This is a genomic window from Thermosporothrix hazakensis, from assembly GCF_003253565.1.
Taxonomy (GTDB): Bacteria; Chloroflexota; Ktedonobacteria; order Ktedonobacterales; family Ktedonobacteraceae; genus Thermosporothrix; species Thermosporothrix hazakensis.
The window spans coordinates 38,374-53,944 of record NZ_QKUF01000012.1 but is presented as its reverse complement, the minus strand read 5'-3'; the positions used below and the strand labels follow the sequence as shown (position 1 = coordinate 53,944).

Here is a 15,571-nt window from a genome sequence, read left to right as displayed (position 1 = left end):
GACATTTTTTTACAATAGACGATATGTGTTCCAGCCAATAGAAGAGAACGAAAAAGAACCACCTTTTAGATTATAGTCGATAGTTTGTTGAAAAAGAAATTGTGAAATGCTGAAAGCGTGATAATATCTGCATGATTATAGCTCTACACTATAGCACGTTCGTGTGGCGTTGTGTGCTATGATGGCAAAAGTGTCTATGTGGCAGGTGTCGCCATCGGAAGGGTGAAAAAGAAGGTAGAGCCCTTGCCGGGCGTGCTCTCAAGCCAGACATGCCCGCCATGACGATTAATTACCTCTTTCACCAGATACAGCCCGATGCCGAAACCGCTCTGCCCTTCATCAACGTTGTTGGCGCGATAGAAGCGCTTGAAGATCAGCGGAATCTCGTCCGCCGGGATCCCGATACCCTCATCTTTCACCCAGAAAAGGAGCTCATCCGAAGGGGGATCGCCGCGCCGGAGGCCGATTTCCACGTGTGTGCCCGGCGAGCTATATTTCACTGCATTATTGATGAGGTTATTCAAGCTCTGGACAATGCGTTCCTCATCGACATTGGCGATAAGCGGTTCATTTTCGTCGATTCCTTCCAGCGTGAGCGAAAAGTGGTGTTGCCGCGCCATCACTTCCTGTCCTCGGAGCACATTGTGTACCAGCGTCAGGATGTTGCAAGGGGAGCGGCGCAGGAAGAACTGCGATTGCTCAAGACGCGAGATATCGAGCATCTCTTCGATCAGGTGCGTGAGATGCTCACTCTGCTCCGCAATGCTGTTCAGTGCGTACTCGACAACCGGTTCAAGGTGCTCATGATCCTGCTGTGCTTTCAATTGCAGGATTTCGGCGAAGCCCTGAATCACGGTGACAGGCGTGCGGAGCTCGTGATTGGCAATTGAGAAGAACTCGTTTTTGTGCTGCTCTACGGTTTTCTGTGTAGTGATATCCTGAAAAACAATGACTGCTCCCGTCATGATTCCATCCTCATTATAGAGGGGGGCGCACGAAGCCAGCGTGATGAGTTGAGAGTCATCGGCGCGAACGACCAGCGTTTCTTTACTGGTGATCGTTTCACCGCACAGGGCTCGAATGACGATCATGGACCAGGGTAGTAGCGTGCGCCCACTGACGGTGAGTTTCTCCTGTGCCAATGGAGGCCGTAACAGATGCAGCGGCTTTGAGGTCAGTTCCTCAAGTGAGAAGCCAAGCATCTGAGCGGCGGCACTGTTCGCATAACTGATGGTGCCGCTGGTGGTTTCTGCGATTAGAATACCCTCTGGAAGCTGGTCCAGCACGGCCCGCATACGATTATGTTCGTTGTCGAGTGCTTTATGCAGGCGGGCATGCACAAGGGCAGAGGCGATATGGGTGCTGCTCCCCTGCAACATCTGGAGCTCCCATCCGTTTTCCTTGATCGGATGGTTAAAAGACGCGACCAGAGCGCCTTCAAGGTTCCCCTGATACCAGAGAGGAATATAAATAAACCCATGTACTCCAGCGCCCATATACGGGTTCTCTTTGGTCATCGCTGTGGCCTGTAAATCAGCCACAAAGACGGGTTCTCGCACCTGCAAGATTGGCTGTGAAACAGGCAGAGGACTGCTTTCGTAGGGCACAAACGGGAGATCCGGGTGTGTAGCCGGGCAATTCGGGGCGCTGCGTGAGCTCACCTTGCGCAGGGCTCGTTGAGCCTCCGCAGCGGTATACAGGCAGATATGAGCAGGACGAATATAGCCATAAATGATATCCAGCGTTGTCTGACTGATCTGCTTGACATCGAGTGATTGGCGTACACTTCTGGCGACCTGATCGATTGCCCCGAGCCGCTGTAGCTCTGCTGCCACCAGTGAATGTGACTCTGAGATGCGCTCGGGCTCGGTTTGGCGTTGTGCTTCTATTTGAGGCGTGATGTCATATGCGGTGACAAGCAGATAGGGGATTGAGCCATCCTCATGGGTGATGGGGGTTACCGACAGGTGCCAGTATGATGTTCGTGCGGATGTGGTGACGCTAAATTCGTCGTTGCGATAGGGAACGCTACTCTGATAGACCATTTTGAGTATATCGATAATATGGGGAATATCCATGCGCTGGCACCACTCAGCGAAGGATTCACCGAGCGGAAGCCGGGCCTCCGGGGCCTGGCTCCGAAGCAGAAATTGTCTGTATGCTGCATTGGCCTGAAGCAGCCGAAAATGTGGCATCTCAATCAGCGCTATTCCAACTGGCGTGTGTTCGAGCATGAATCCCGCGTATTTCTCTATCTCTGCTTCTGCTCCGGCAGAAAACCCCATAAGCGTACTCTTTTCTTTCTATCTATGGCTGTGACGTCTGAAATAATACGAATACTGTAATCTAATCAACAATGAGAGCATGTGTCAAGTGTATAGGAGCGCTTGCGGTAACAGAGACGCAACCATATTCAAACGGAATACAATCCCTCTCTTTTCAGAGTAGCTCATGCTACAAGTCTCTCTGTAACAGTGCGAGAAATGCCCGGGAGGCGCGTGACAGGCGTCGCTGCCGGGGATAGGCAATATAGAGCTGGCGTACAAGCTGAAAGTCGCGTAGCGGCACAATATGCAGCAGGCCAGCGGCGACCTCAAGCTGTATGGTGTGAGTAGAAACAAAGGAGATACCAAGTCCTGCTGCGACCGCCTTTTTAATGGCCTCGGTACTGCCAAGCTCCATAAAAGGTGTAACCGGTGGCAGGTTGCGTTCTGTCAGTGCTGCTTCAAAGGCTTCGCGAGTTCCCGAACCCTGTTCCCGAACGAGAAAAGGGGCCTCCAGAATGTCATGCAGGGAAAGCGCTTCCCGCTGTGCAAGCGGGCTCTCGGGAGCGGCGATCAGGACCAGTTCATCCGCCTGCCAGACTTCGCTGGTGAGCTCGGGGTGCGTCACGCTGCCCTCGACCAGGGCCAGTTCAACCAGGTTGTTCAGGAGATGGCTCTGAATCAGATCGGCATTGGCGATGTCCAGCGAGAGTTCAATGCGAGGATAGCACGCCCGATACTGACCGAGCACCTCGGGCAACAGATAGATCCCGATGGTGGTGCTGGCTCCGAGCGCGAGCCGCCCGCGTTCAAGATCGCGCATTTCAGCAAGGTGTGTCTCAACCTCATCGGTCAGGGCAAAGATGCGCCGTGCGTAGTCATAGAGAATCTCACCAGCTTCGGTGAGATAAATTTTCCGCCCGATTTGAGAAAAGAGAGAGAGACCGAGACTCTTTTCAAGCTCACGGATCTGCTTTGAAACGGCTGGCTGGCTGATATAGAGATCCTCGGCGGCGCGAGTAAAGTGTCTGTGCTCGGCCACCTTCTGAAAAATGAGGAGGTGGTTGAAATTCATCTACTCTTTTCTCCCCAGATGATAACTTCAAGTTATGGAATCAGTATACAACATGTATTGGATTTATGGCTCGGGTCACTGTAAGCTAGTGAGCAAGCAATGAACATCATGGATGGGAGAAACTGAGAGTGCAGACAACGGAAAAACAACCTGCTTCGGGGGGAACCTGGGTCTCGTTCGGCCTGGGACTTGGCATTACTGTAGTTATCGGGTTGGTGGCGATGGGGCTGGCCTTGCTGCCTGGCCTTGCGGTGATGGGTGCTTTAACGATCGCGCTATTGCTTGGCTTGCTCTGGCGGGCCACGCTTGGACTACCAAAAGCATACGCAGGAGGAGTACGCTTCTCTGCACAAAAATTACTACGCTACGGTATCATTTTGACGGGTGTACGGCTCAATTTTACTCTGCTGGCAAGTGGGGGCATTCGGATCTTCTTGCAAGATCTCGCGCTGATTCTGCTGGCCTTGCTGCTCTTTCCCTGGCTTGCGCATAAGCTTGGTTTGTCGAAGCGGCTGGCCTTTTTGATGAGTGTGGGTCAGGCTATTTGTGGCGCGTCGGCGGTTGGTGCAATGGCCGCGGCGCTTCCTGACTCAGAGGATGATGATGTGTCGCTTGCGGTTGCTATCTGCGGCCTTGTCGGCACGCTTGGTGTGCTGGCCTTCGTCTTTGGTGAACAAATCTTCCACCTGAGTGCTCAGGCATATGGCCTGCTTTCGGGCTCGATACTACATGAAATCGCGCAAGTGGTAGCGGCTGGTCCCGCGGCTGGTCCTGCGGGAGCGGACATCGCACTTGTGACCAAACTGACACGCGTGGTGTTGCTGGCTCCGATCGCGATTATTGTCGCCTTCGGGTATGCATGGAAGCAGGGCGGCAAGGGAACGCGCATGAGCTGGAAAAAGCTGCCTATTCCCTGGTTTGTGCTTGGCTTCCTGGTTGTCGGAGTAATTACCTCGTTTGGAGTCTTCTCCAGGCCAGTGATTGACGGAGTCCTTCAGGTGAGCACGTTCCTGATGGTGGCTTCAATGGCGGCGATGGGGCTTCAGGTCGATCTCAAGGTGATTCGAACGACGGGCCTGAAAGCGGTCGGTGTGGCCGTGCTGCTCTTCGCGATCCTGCTGATGGCGAGCGCGGCTCTGACCTTCGCTTTTGTCTGATTTTCTGATAAGAAACAGGGGTTCTCTCCGAGAGAGCCCCTATTTTTGTGTACGCATCATCCTTTTAAAAACCGGGGAAGTGCCTCAATCGAGCTTGCCGAATGCCTGTAGCACAAGCAGGTTCTGTACAGTGATCCAGCCGCGCCAATGATTGCTATAGGGACTAGGCCAGCCTCCATCTTCAGCCTGCTCGTTTGCCAGATCTTGAAGCCGCTGCTCAATCAGTGTGGGTGGGAGGAGGCGCGCAACAGAGCTTTCCGGGCTGCGCACAAACGAAAAGAAATGGTCCCCGTCAAGCGAGTCTGCCTGCCGAATCAGCCACCAGGCAACTCCTGAGGTGTAGAGATCGCGCTGCGGGTGATCCCATATGGGGAAAAAGTAGTACGCATATGGGCGTACGTTATAGTATTCGTCTCCTGTCAGATCATGAACATTCCCCAGGTTGGCAAACAGTTCCTCTACCCGCCTGTGAAGCTGTTCTGAACCCGATCCCAGTTCTTTGAGTAACCCGCTGATCGTGCAGGATGGATTGAGCGAGGGCCATTCCCAGTGTTGGAACCAGGGGGCCAGTGGGCTTTCGTAGACCTCCGGGCTGAAGCGCCAGTTCCCTGTTTCGTCCTGTGTCTGCTCAAGATAGGCTACCGTTCGCTGAACCATCGGGTGCTCAGGTGGCACATTGGCCTGACGATAGATCAGAAGCGCAAGCTCTGTCGCAAAGGGATTGCTGACCGATATCCGGTTCAAGACCATGACCAAAGCCACCATCGGTGTTCTGATACTGGCTCAGGGTGTTGAGCAGGGCGTCCTGCGATGCATCTGTTCTCATGAAATGATAGGCAAAGCGTGCCTGATCGATCGGGCGACCATTTTGGGTAATGAAATGATAGGCCTTTTCAAGGCGTGCGTGCATAGTCATCTCCTTCTTTTTGCGTGCTTGCGTTCTGTTTATGAACATTGTAAGGTTGAATGTGGCTAGAATCGGTCCTATTTGAGAGCGTTTGTGCAAAGGAGGGAGCTGGTTGTGTATTCACCCGTGTTACGTTTATTAACGGTTTTAAATATTTTGCAGTCCCGTTCAGAAGTGACGGCGGCGCAACTGGCCGAAAAGCTTGAGGTCAATCAGCGAAGCGCCCGCCGCTATATCACAATGCTTCAGGGTATGTGTTTCCCGATAGAGGCGCTCAGGGGGCGCTATGGTGGCTATCGCTTGTGTCCCGGCTCCCGACTCCCGCCGCTGATGTGGACTGAAGAAGAGGCGCTGGCGATTACGCTCGGTTTGCAGGTGGCGCAACAGATGGGCGTCGCGGGGTCGGTGCCAACCGTTACCGGAGCACTGGCAAAAGTAGAGCGTTTGCTACCAGAGCGGCTCCGGGAGCAGGTGCAGGCAGTTCACGAGATGGTAAGCTTCAATCTCAAGACCAGAGTTGAGGGGCAGGTTCCTGACTTCATGCTGCGCTTCAGCATGGCTGCATATCGCGGCCAGCGCCTGTTGATACGCTACCAAAAAGGGACGGAAGCGACAAGTACGCGTCTGTTTGACTGTTATGGCGTGGTGCATTGGGGGAATCGCTGGTACGCGGTCGGCTTCTGTCATCTCAGGAATACAGTGCGTATTTTCCGAATCGACAGGGTTATTGGTATTGAAGAGCAAAAAGTGTATTTAAAAAGCCAGATAGCTTCAATGCGCTAGAATATGTTATTCAAGAATTCGCGGCGATACCTTCGCACTGGTATATCGTTGTATTGTTGCAAGCGCGCATGGAGCAGCTTCACGACCGGGTTCCGCCGACTTATGCAACGCTGGAAGCGACCGAGGATGGAGTGTTGTTGCGAGCGTATGATGACAGTCTGGATCATATGGCGCGTTTCCTGGTTTCGCTCGGGTGCCCGTTCACGATCATGCAGCCTGTAGCGCTGATCGATGAGATGCGTTCTCTGGCCGAGAAGCTGGCTTTGCAGGCCGATCAATCACGCTCTGTAACCATCACAAACGAGTGAACGTGTGATGGGTAGTTGAAATGGGTGCATCACTATTTGTAGAGTCAGCATCTATTCGAGATGCTATAGTGAGCACCACTATTCAAACAGAACTGCCTGAGTGTTGAGCGAAGGAGAGAAAGTATGCAGTGGTATTGTGCTTTTACATGGTATCCGGGCACAACCCGTGAGCAGGTAGCACAGCGCACCGTTGAGCTGCACGATGCGGGTTCAAACCATCCCGAGCGTATTCGTGGCTGGTATAATCTGGCCGGTGGTGGCTCTGGCTTCTTGCTTGTTGAAACGGAAAGTCCCCAGGAGCTGACGGCCTTCCTTCAACCATATATGGACTTGATGAGCTTTGATGTACGGGCTGTCTATCCGCTAAATTATCAGGAAGAGATTGAGCATCTGCGCGAGGCGTCAAAGAAGCAGGTTGTGAAACAGAGAGCGTAGCTTGAGCGTTGTATCCGGGTTCCCGCATATGGGGCCCGGATTTTTGCTGTTTTGGGCCAGACTATGGGTCCGCTCTCTCTGCGGTTGCCTGCTCTTCTCTCTCAGAAATATGTACATATTCATATGAGTATCCCTTATTGATGGTGAGAAATAAAAAAGAGCTGAAATTCATCAATTCTACTCATGCGTGAAAAAGAAAGCTATGCTAGGATAAACATGCATTCAGAGAGCACGAATACATTTTGCTCTATTCCTTTCCTTTGCGCTTGCCGCATGTTGTTGCTTGTAGACATACTTGAAACTGTATTGAAACAAAATGAGTTGTATTGGAACATGTGAATTCAGGAGGTTTGTTCTCCACTATGAGGAAACGCGTCATAAGTGTTGGTATTCTCGGCCTGGCGCTGCTCTCGGCGCTCGGTTGGGTGGTTTTTCAGACGCTTGCACCCGGCAAGGCGGCGAGCGGAAAGCTGATAAAAGTACAGTATAAGGTTGGCTCTGGCACCGTTGCAGATACGGTGATTCATCCAGTGTTGCGTATTGTGAACGAAGGCCCGGAGGCCGTTGCATTGGATGAGCTGAACCTGGCATACTGGTTTGAAGGTATTTCTCCAGAGGATTTGCAGATTCAATGCATCCGTGCCCCGAAAATTGGTTGTGATAACCTCAAGCCAAATCTGCAACAATTGAAGTCCGCACTGCCCGGAGCCGATTCGGTTCTGAAGCTCGGCTTTGTGAAGGGGCTGCTTGAGGGTAATAGCGACAGTGGCGATATCGAATTGCAGATTCGCTCAAAAAACCAGAAGATCCAGTTCCAGCAGTCGAAAGACTATTCGTATAATGCAGCATTACTTGACTTCGGCGATAACGACAAGATCGCACTGTACCGAAAGGGTCTCCTGATCTGGGGCCAGGAACCAACTGGCTTGCTGAACGGCAAGACCGATCCTTTGAAAGAGCTTGATACGCTGAATACCGATGATCTCGGGTTGCAAGTTCAGTATCGACCTCTGGTCAGCGATGCACAGACCGCCACCATTGTTGCTGATATTATTCTGGAAAATACCGGCGCCAAAGATATTCCTTTCCGCTCAATCTCTCTGCGTTATTATTTCACGCGGGATCATTCGGTACAGCCAACCGTGAGCCTTGAGGGTAGCGGCCTTGAGAAGAGTAAGGCTGTCGCGAAGATGAAGGCGATGGCTCAGCCAACCGAGCTGGCTGACAGCTATACTGAGATTACTTTTAACAGCCAGGATATGCTGCAAGGCAAGCAGTTCACGCATTTTCGTATGCGGATTGCTGGCCACGATGTCGAGCCATTCTCGCAGTTAAACGATTATTCCTTCAGTCCGTTGACTGTCGCGACCGCCTGGAAGAATATTACGGCCTATGTAGACGGCCAGCGGGCCTGGGGAGCGGAACCCCACTAGGACTTGCTCTGTAACTTCCACTGCGGTGAGAACGCTATCTTTTGCGGCAGGATAGCGTTCTCTCTTTATTTGTTTTGCGCTCTGCCACTTATTGACGCATGTCGAGTATAATGGAGAAGAAATCAAGCAATCGAGGAAGCTATCTATGCACATACGAAGCGCAAAAAAAGAAGATTCTATAAAAGCTGCACAGCTTATTTATTCAGCCTACCATGAAATCGCGAATCTCATTACCGGTGAGGATGATGAACACGCTATTCTGGCGACCTTGCAAACCTACTTTGAGCAGGATGTGAACCGCCTGAGCTATCGTAATACACTGGTTGCCGAGGTGGATGGACAGGTTGCGGGCATTCTGATTGCCTATCATGGAAGTGACGAGCTGCAGCTTGACGTGCCGATTGAGCGCTATCTACAACAGAAGTTCGGCAAAGCTGTGACATTGCCCCGCGAGGCCGAAGATGATGAATTCTATGTGGATGCACTGGCAGTCGATCCAGCATTCTCCGGGCGTGGCATCGGGACGGCGCTACTGACAGCAGTAGAGAAGCTCGCGCAGGAGCGAGGGTATCCAAAGCTTTCGCTGAACGTTGAGCTGAGCAATGAGGGCGCGCATCGGCTCTACAGGAAAGTCGGGTATCAAGAGCATGGTACCTGGAAGATAGGAAAAGACACCTTCTGGCATATGCTCAAACTGGTCGAGTCCGGGGCATAAACTATAGAACGAGCGGAACGAGTCGTGATGGCGTTCGCAGCTCGTTTTTTGTTGTGCTTTCGCATATTTCTTTATAATGGGAGTCAGAAGGAGAGTATGCAGAATGAGTATGCGTTTTCGCTTACGGAAGCCGCGAGAGCACACCCTGGCCGAGCGCCTTTTGCAGCCCTTTCAGGAGTTTCTACAGACGAAAACATCGGGCGGTATTCTGCTTGTTGGCTGTACGATTATTGCTCTCCTCTGGGCAAATTCTCCCTGGGCCAGCAGCTACCCCCGCTTCTGGGAGAGCCACCTGAGCATCTCGCTTTTTGGCTTTGTCCTTGACGAGTCGCTTCACACCTGGATAAATGATGGCTTGATGACGTTTTTCTTTCTTCTGGTCGGTCTGGAAATCAAGCGCGAACTGCTGGTAGGTGAGCTTTCAAGCGCTCGTCAGGCCGTGCTTCCGTTGCTGGCAGCTCTTGGCGGGGCTATCTTTCCGGCGCTTATCTATACAGGTTGGACGCTTGGCACAGATGCGTTGCGCGGGTGGGGCATTCCAATGGCGACAGATATCGCTTTCGTGCTTGGGATTCTGGCCCTGTTGGGAAACCATATCCCACAAACGCTCAAGATCTTCCTGACGGCGCTCGCGATTGCTGACGACCTGCTTGCAGTGACGGTGATTGCCATTTTCTATACATCGAATCTCTCCTGGGTCGCTCTGGGAGCGGCAGTGCTCCTGTTTCTCTTCCTGGTCCTCATCAATGCTCTCGGGGTGCGTCACTGGCTGACGTATGCGCTGCTTGGCCTGCTGCTCTGGTTTGCCGTCTTTCTGTCGGGGGTGCATGCGACCATCGCGGGCGTGCTGCTGGCCCTGACTATTCCCGCTCGTTCTCGTATTGCGTCTACGACCTTCCTTCGGCAGAGCCGCGAGGTGCTTGATGAGTTCGAGCAGGCTTGCGCACCGGGAACAGGCCTCTATATGGATAATCGCCAGCAGACGGCGGTGCAGGCGCTTGAAACGGCTTGTGAGCGGATTCAAACGCCGCTTCAACGAATCGAGCATGCGCTGAATGATCCTGTCTCATATGTGATTGTGCCGCTGTTTGTGCTGGCGAATGCGGGTGTGAACCTGAACCCCGGCGAACTGGGGTTGTCCCTGTTCAGCCCGGTGAGCCTGGGCGTTGTGACCGGGCTGGTGATTGGCAAGCAATTGGGTATTACGCTGCTCTCCTGGCTGGTTGTCAGGCTGCGTTGGGCCGAGCTGCCTGAGGGCGTAACTTTCCGGCATATTTATGGCGTTGGCTGGCTGGCTGGCATTGGCTTTACCATGTCTCTTTTTATTGCCGAGCTGGCTTTTAGCAGCGCGTATGAAACCCTGTTGAAAGATGCCAAAGTAGGCATTCTGCTTGCACTGTTGCTCTCGGGAGTGATCGGGTATTTGCTGCTCCGCTGGCTCCCCGGGCGTTGACTCACGCTGTTTTGGGTTCGACGGGAAGTCCTGCGTCTACCCATGCTTGCCAGCCACCAGCGAGCGCATAGGAATGGGTCCAACCGGCCTGTTGTAGCTCGTGCGCCACACGGGCGCTTGTTTCTTCATTTGGTCAGGTACAGTAGGGAATTAGCCAGGCAGTCAGGGGCAGATTGAGCTGCCGGACCTGCTCTACAGCGTGATCCGGATCGATTCGCAGCGAGCCCTTTGCCCGTACGTCGCTTTTCTCATATGATCTCGTCTTACGTGCATCAATAAGGTAAATATTCTTTCCATGCTTTTGTAATCTCTGTATCTCATCGAGCGTGAGGCGATCCGGGATTGCTTGTTTCCCCCTTTTCATGGCGATCTGTGCCTGTTCTCGTGGCATAAACTCTACCACCTGCTTTGTTGATGCAGGCTGCTCGCTTGCCTCTTCTGGTACGTGCGGTGGTTGCGTGTCGCGTGTGTGCGAATTGCGGCGCACAATGAAGGATGATGAGCCACCATGAACAAGAATGGAGAGGAGCACAACGACCGAGGTGATCTCGAAAAGCTGCTCTCCTGCTGAAATACCCGAGAAAACCGGTAACAGGACCAGCAGTAACGAACTGAGGCCACGCGGGCCAAACCATGAGATCAAGAGCCGCTCCTTGCGCGTCATCCGCTCGCGAACCAGGGAGAGTAGCAGCGAGAAGGGGCGCACCAGGAGAGCACAGATGGTGAACAGGATCAGCGGCAGACTCAAAATCGTCAGGCCGCTCCAGATCAGGGATGTGCCAAACAGAACAAAGGTGAAGAGCAGCGTCAACTCGGCTGTTGTCTCGCCATACTCCAGGAAGCAATCACACATTTCGACATCCAGCGCGGCGATGACAAAACCCGCGGCAAAGGCGGCCAGAAAGCCACTGCCGTGTACAGCTTCCGCGGCGGCATAGGCAGTGAACGCGATGCCAAGTGAGTAGAGGGACTCATATTCGCGCCGAATCCCGATATTACGCCGAATCACAGCCATTGTCGCCACGCCACAGACGCCTATCAGGATACCCGCGCCAGGACCAAGCACAAAGAGATCAAGCGCAATTCGTGCCCACTCGCTCGCTGTCTGGGGGGCTTTCTCCTGCAGAAAGGTCATTGCTACCAGGACGATTGGCAGCAGCACAATATCGTTCAGACCGCTTTCCAGGCGGAGCCCCTGCTTGACGTTGGATGGAACGTTGCCCAGGCGCAGGAAGCCGCGAAGCAGGACCGGGTCAGTCGAGGCCAGTGCGGCCCCGATCAGGATTGAGGCAGGAATGGAGAGGTGCAGAAATGCCCAGGCCAGTAGCGCGACCAGAGCCGCGGTGAGCAAGGTTCCAGGACCGAGAATCAGCAGGGTGAGACGGCTTGAACGGCGCACTTCTTCCAGATCAAGCGCGATTGCGTCGGTAAAAAGGACAAGCACCAGGCTGAGTGTTGCCACGATATGTAAAATAGGCGATGTCAATGTAACGTCGAATACGCCCAGGCCGGCAGGTCCGATGATTGCGCCCATCAAAAGAAAAACGGCTATCTGAGGAAAGCCGCTCCGCTCTATAAGCCCTGAGAGCAATGCTGCAATGATAATGACACTGCCCACCAATGCAAGTATTGTCACCAGTGATTCTGTACTGAGTTCGCTCAATCCTGTGACCCCCATAGATCGCGATAAAGTCAAGAGAGATGTTCTTGTCTCATGGTAGAGAATAGGATGATTTCCCTTGCCACTATAGCGTGAAATATTCTTTTCTGTCAATCGCTTGCTTGCTTAAAAGGGGCATTCTGCTGATAGCATATCTCGTATGTGCAACCTTAGCTATATAGCCCGATAGTCCCTATTTCAAGGGAGAATCGGCTGAAAATGTCCCTTTTCATTCACTGCATCGAATACTATTATAGAGTAGCAGGAGAGGTTCGATGTATGAGCTTAAGAGAGGTTGGTTATGGAGTCTGAAGCGTTTTCGGAACTGGTTACCTCGTTGATGCAGCGTGTTTTTGCCCTGGTACAGGCCTGTCCGCCCGGACGCGTTACCACGTATGGATGGCTGGCGAAAGCAATCGGATATCCGAAGGGATCACGTATGGTCGGGTGGATAATGCACGAGGCAAGTGGTGGGGTGCCGGCACAACGGGTCATTAATAGTAAGGGTGAGCTATCGGGGAGCTGGGCTTTTGGCGAGCGAGGGAAGATGCGCCGCCTGCTTGAAGATGAGGGTGTTGTTTTTTCCGCGAACGATCGGGTAGACGTGAAGCGCTATGGATGGGACCCTCTGCGCGATCTGAGTGAGGACGAGCGGGAGCGGATCTTTGCGGAGGCGGCAGCACTTCCCGTGACGGTCAGTCGGCGCTTGCTGTTGCTTTTGCGCACCGATGCGGCCTCGCCCCTGCGCGATCAGGCATAGGGAAAGGCCGCACACGCGACCTTTCCGATAGGGCTACTAGCCCTTGTAGCGGACGCGGTCTTCATAGCGCCGTTGCAGAGTCAGGTTACGCTCGATGCCGCCCTGAATGTTGTCTGAAACAAAGACAGGAAGCTCCACGCCGCGAGCTTGCAGAATGCCGATAATCTCTGTATTGAGCGCCTGAGCGATCAGGACACCAATGAGTGTGGAGGCGGAACTGATCTGCTCTCCGCTGGGAAGCGAGATCAGCGTATCGCCATGTTCCGTGCAGTTATCGATCACGATGTCGGCAACTTCATAGAGCTTTTTCCCTGAGGGATGGCGTGAAGGTGTCTTCCGGGTATGCTTGAGCGAGGTCAGGGCGATAAGCTTGTGCTCGCGCTGCTTGATCTGGAGCGCATATTCTACTATAGCTGCATTGACGCCCGATTGTGAGGCGATGATAAAGACGTCCTGTGGCTCGATGGTGTGGCAGTGCAGGAGCGCTTTGCCTGCCTCCTGATCGCGTTCGCATTCAAGGCTACGAGCGCGCTCTATTGGCCAATCACCATAGAGAGCGAGATCTTCAAGGTCGATGCGGTTGATCGGGGCAAGGCCGCCCGCTCGATGCACGAATTCGGCGGCAAAAGCGCGTGAGTGGCCCGATCCAAAGGTATGGATGACTCCGTTTTGTTCGATACTGGTCGCGCAGAGGAGTGCCGCTTGATGGATTGCTTCGGCCTGCGTTTCGATGACCTTGGCCATCAGCACCTGCGTCTGCTGCCAGTAATAGTGAGCGTTTATCTGTGAATGACGCGTCTCGGTCATGTGATCGGTTATCCCTTCTGGTGTATTGGCTCTATTATACTGCGATTGCGGGGGAGTGGCGAGTCTTTCTCTGCACAGGCTGAAAAAGGAGCTTTATGCTTGTTTACGATGTTCAAGATGTGGTAAAATATTATCCTGGCCAAACAAAAGCGGCGAATGAGCATATTACATTGCAAATACAGGAAGGAACAATTTTCGGTATTCTTGGCGATAATGGTGCGGGAAAAAGTACGCTGATTCGTCAGATGGTCAACCTTTTACAGAGCACATCAGGCTCTATTAAGTTCTACGGGCATGAGCTGAAGAACAATCCACAGCTTGTACCGCAACTGGTCGGGTACATGCCGCAGCGCTATGAGGCTTTGAACAACCTGACGGTAGACGAGGCCCTCTACTTTACCGCGCACTTGCGAGGCATGACCCGCAATGATGCCCGTCAGGAGCGCGAGCGGCTGCTGAAGCTGTGGCAGATCGAAGATTTGCGCCATAAGTACAGTTCGCGGCTCTCGGGTGGTCAACAGCGTATTGTGCGGCTTGCGGTCGCTGCTGCGGGCAGGCTGCCCGTGCTGATTCTGGATGAGCCGACCAATGATCTCGACCCATTGCGCCGCAAAATGGTCTGGGATATCCTGCGCCAGTTGAATGCTGATTCTGGGACAACGATTATTTTTATAACGCATGATGCAATTGAAGCCGAAAAGATTGTCCAGCGGATTGCGATTCTGCATGATGGTCGCCTCCTTGTTGAAGGCTCGCTCAGTGAGCTCAAGCAGATTGTCGGAAAGAAGATGCGGCTCGAATTGACCTTTACGCCGGGATTACCGCCCACACTTCCCGAGGGTCTGATGCCTTATGAGGTGATGCCCGGACGCTGGCTGGTGATGTTGGATTGGGAGCAGGTGGGACCAGTGTTGAGCGCCCTTGCGCGGGAATACTGTGATGATGTTCGTCTCTATACCGCAACGTTGGAGGATATCTATCTGCATTATGTCACAGCCTGAATCTTCGCTCCCCCGCATCTACAAGCGCCCGTCATTGTTGACGCAATTGTTTGATATCTTCTTGATCGAGTTGACAAACTGGCGCTGGTCCTGGCGCGGCATGTTGATTACCGGGACCATAGCTCCGCTGTTTTCGCTGCTGGCTTTGAGCATTTTTGCCCGCGATTCGGGACCATATTCTCTGAGCTATGTGCTGGTGGGTAATATTGTCTTCTCGTTGCTGTTCAACACAATGGACAATATCAGTTCGCACGTGCTCTTTATGCGCAGGCTTGGGATGCTCGATTACTTTGGCACGCTTCCGATCTGGCGCCCCATACTGATCTTTGCGATTCTGCTTGCCTTTCTGCTGCTGGCGCTGCCCTCGCTGGTGGTGATGATCGTGCTTGGCTCTTTGATCTTGAATCTACCGTTGCATATAAGCCCGCTGGTGGTGCTGGTGGTGCCGCTCTGTGCCGTGCCGCTTGCGGGAATTGGCGCCATTATTGGCTCGCGGATCCGATCACCACAGGAAGCAAGTGCGATCTCGATCGTGTTGATCTTTCTGCTCTCTGCGTTGGGGCCGGTTGTGATCCCACCGGAGCGTCTGCCGTCTCTTTTTAACCTGCTTGGTCGCTTGAGCCCGGCTACCTATGCCAGTTCGGCGCTGCGACAGGTCTTGCTCGGGCCGATTACGGGACAGCTTGCGATTGATATCGGTGTACTGATCGGCTTCTCACTGATACTGACCCTGATCGCGAGTCGGCTGATTGCCTGGAAGGAGCAGTGAAAAAAGAGCGACAGAAGGTGTCTCCGCCGCTCATTCAGCTTGCT

17 protein-coding genes are annotated in these 15,571 nt (G+C 53.3%); 10 read left to right on the top strand and 7 right to left on the bottom strand.

Annotated elements, in window-relative coordinates; translation table 11 throughout:
• Positions 1 to 194: 194 nt before the first annotated feature.
• Together EI42_RS17235 and EI42_RS17230 are read right to left on the bottom strand one after the other, a co-directional pair.
• A complete protein-coding gene (locus EI42_RS17235; RefSeq protein WP_111323868.1) occupies positions 195 to 2,285 on the bottom strand; it encodes an ATP-binding protein in 2,091 nt (696 codons plus the stop codon).
• 169 nt (positions 2,286 to 2,454) lie between these two features.
• A complete protein-coding gene (locus EI42_RS17230) occupies positions 2,455 to 3,339 on the bottom strand; it encodes a LysR family transcriptional regulator (RefSeq protein WP_111323867.1) in 885 nt (294 codons plus the stop codon).
• 128 nt (positions 3,340 to 3,467) lie between these two features.
• Between EI42_RS17230 and EI42_RS17225 the strand changes: the two genes are divergently transcribed.
• On the top strand, positions 3,468 to 4,496 hold the full coding sequence (locus EI42_RS17225) for a YeiH family protein (RefSeq protein WP_111323866.1): 1,029 nt from the start codon (positions 3,468 to 3,470) through the stop codon (positions 4,494 to 4,496).
• A gap of 84 nt (positions 4,497 to 4,580) precedes the next feature.
• Here EI42_RS17225 and EI42_RS17220 read toward each other — a convergent pair whose 3' ends face one another.
• Both EI42_RS17220 and EI42_RS31975 read right to left on the bottom strand, forming a co-directional pair.
• Positions 4,581 to 5,246, bottom strand: a complete 666-nt coding sequence (locus tag EI42_RS17220; protein ID WP_111323865.1) for a hypothetical protein — start codon at positions 5,244 to 5,246, stop codon at positions 4,581 to 4,583.
• The gene (locus EI42_RS31975) at positions 5,161 to 5,406 is read right to left on the bottom strand and encodes a hypothetical protein (protein ID WP_137686020.1); all 246 of its coding nucleotides are present in this window, start codon (positions 5,404 to 5,406) and stop codon (positions 5,161 to 5,163) included. Before EI42_RS31975 ends, EI42_RS17220 begins: the two co-directional genes overlap by 86 nt.
• Before the next feature lie 111 nt (positions 5,407 to 5,517).
• Here EI42_RS31975 and EI42_RS34390 point away from each other — a divergent pair, with 111 nt between their 5' ends.
• The 6 genes from EI42_RS34390 (at position 5,518) to nhaA (ending at position 10,530) form a co-directional block, all read left to right on the top strand.
• Complete coding sequence (locus tag EI42_RS34390) at positions 5,518 to 6,186, top strand: helix-turn-helix transcriptional regulator (protein WP_170142708.1); 669 nt, start codon at positions 5,518 to 5,520, stop codon at positions 6,184 to 6,186.
• Between the two features lie 53 nt (positions 6,187 to 6,239).
• Complete coding sequence (locus EI42_RS34385; RefSeq protein WP_443098322.1) at positions 6,240 to 6,494, top strand: WCX domain-containing protein; 255 nt, start codon at positions 6,240 to 6,242, stop codon at positions 6,492 to 6,494.
• 123 nt (positions 6,495 to 6,617) lie between these two features.
• Positions 6,618 to 6,929, top strand: a complete 312-nt coding sequence (locus tag EI42_RS17200) for a DUF3303 domain-containing protein (protein ID WP_111323861.1) — start codon at positions 6,618 to 6,620, stop codon at positions 6,927 to 6,929.
• Between the two features lie 362 nt (positions 6,930 to 7,291).
• Positions 7,292 to 8,362 (top strand): cellulose binding domain-containing protein, encoded by a 1,071-nt coding sequence (locus tag EI42_RS17195; RefSeq protein ID WP_111323860.1) that lies wholly within the window; start codon positions 7,292 to 7,294, stop codon positions 8,360 to 8,362.
• Between the two features lie 145 nt (positions 8,363 to 8,507).
• A complete protein-coding gene (locus EI42_RS17190; protein WP_111323859.1) occupies positions 8,508 to 9,077 on the top strand; it encodes a GNAT family N-acetyltransferase in 570 nt (189 codons plus the stop codon).
• Positions 9,078 to 9,180: 103 nt separating this feature from the next.
• The gene (gene nhaA / locus EI42_RS17185; RefSeq protein ID WP_211326226.1) at positions 9,181 to 10,530 is read left to right on the top strand and encodes a Na+/H+ antiporter NhaA; all 1,350 of its coding nucleotides are present in this window, start codon (positions 9,181 to 9,183) and stop codon (positions 10,528 to 10,530) included.
• 1 nt (position 10,531) lies between these two features.
• Here the strand turns inward: nhaA and EI42_RS34910 are convergent, their stop codons facing one another.
• Positions 10,532 to 10,639, bottom strand: coding sequence for a rhodanese-like domain-containing protein (locus tag EI42_RS34910; RefSeq protein ID WP_371859944.1), 108 nt, complete (start codon positions 10,637 to 10,639; stop codon positions 10,532 to 10,534).
• A gap of 24 nt (positions 10,640 to 10,663) precedes the next feature.
• On the bottom strand, positions 10,664 to 12,193 hold the full coding sequence (locus EI42_RS17180; RefSeq protein WP_170142707.1) for a cation:proton antiporter: 1,530 nt from the start codon (positions 12,191 to 12,193) through the stop codon (positions 10,664 to 10,666).
• A 298-nt stretch (positions 12,194 to 12,491) separates the two neighbouring features.
• On the opposite strand from EI42_RS17180, the gene EI42_RS17175 reads away from it, so the two are divergent.
• Complete coding sequence (locus tag EI42_RS17175; RefSeq protein ID WP_111323857.1) at positions 12,492 to 12,950, top strand: MGMT family protein; 459 nt, start codon at positions 12,492 to 12,494, stop codon at positions 12,948 to 12,950.
• Between the two features lie 36 nt (positions 12,951 to 12,986).
• Here EI42_RS17175 and EI42_RS17170 read toward each other — a convergent pair whose 3' ends face one another.
• Entirely contained in the window at positions 12,987 to 13,757 is a 771-nt protein-coding gene (locus EI42_RS17170; RefSeq protein WP_111323856.1) for a sugar isomerase domain-containing protein, read from the bottom strand.
• 95 nt (positions 13,758 to 13,852) lie between these two features.
• Between EI42_RS17170 and EI42_RS17165 the strand changes: the two genes are divergently transcribed.
• The gene (locus tag EI42_RS17165) at positions 13,853 to 14,758 is read left to right on the top strand and encodes an ABC transporter ATP-binding protein (RefSeq protein WP_111323855.1); all 906 of its coding nucleotides are present in this window, start codon (positions 13,853 to 13,855) and stop codon (positions 14,756 to 14,758) included.
• Positions 14,745 to 15,527 carry an ABC transporter permease gene (locus EI42_RS17160; protein ID WP_111323854.1) on the top strand — a complete coding sequence of 261 codons (783 nt, stop codon included), beginning with the start codon at positions 14,745 to 14,747 and terminating at the stop codon, positions 15,525 to 15,527. The genes EI42_RS17165 and EI42_RS17160 overlap by 14 nt, the downstream gene beginning before the upstream one ends.
• Positions 15,528 to 15,571 lie beyond the last annotated feature (44 nt).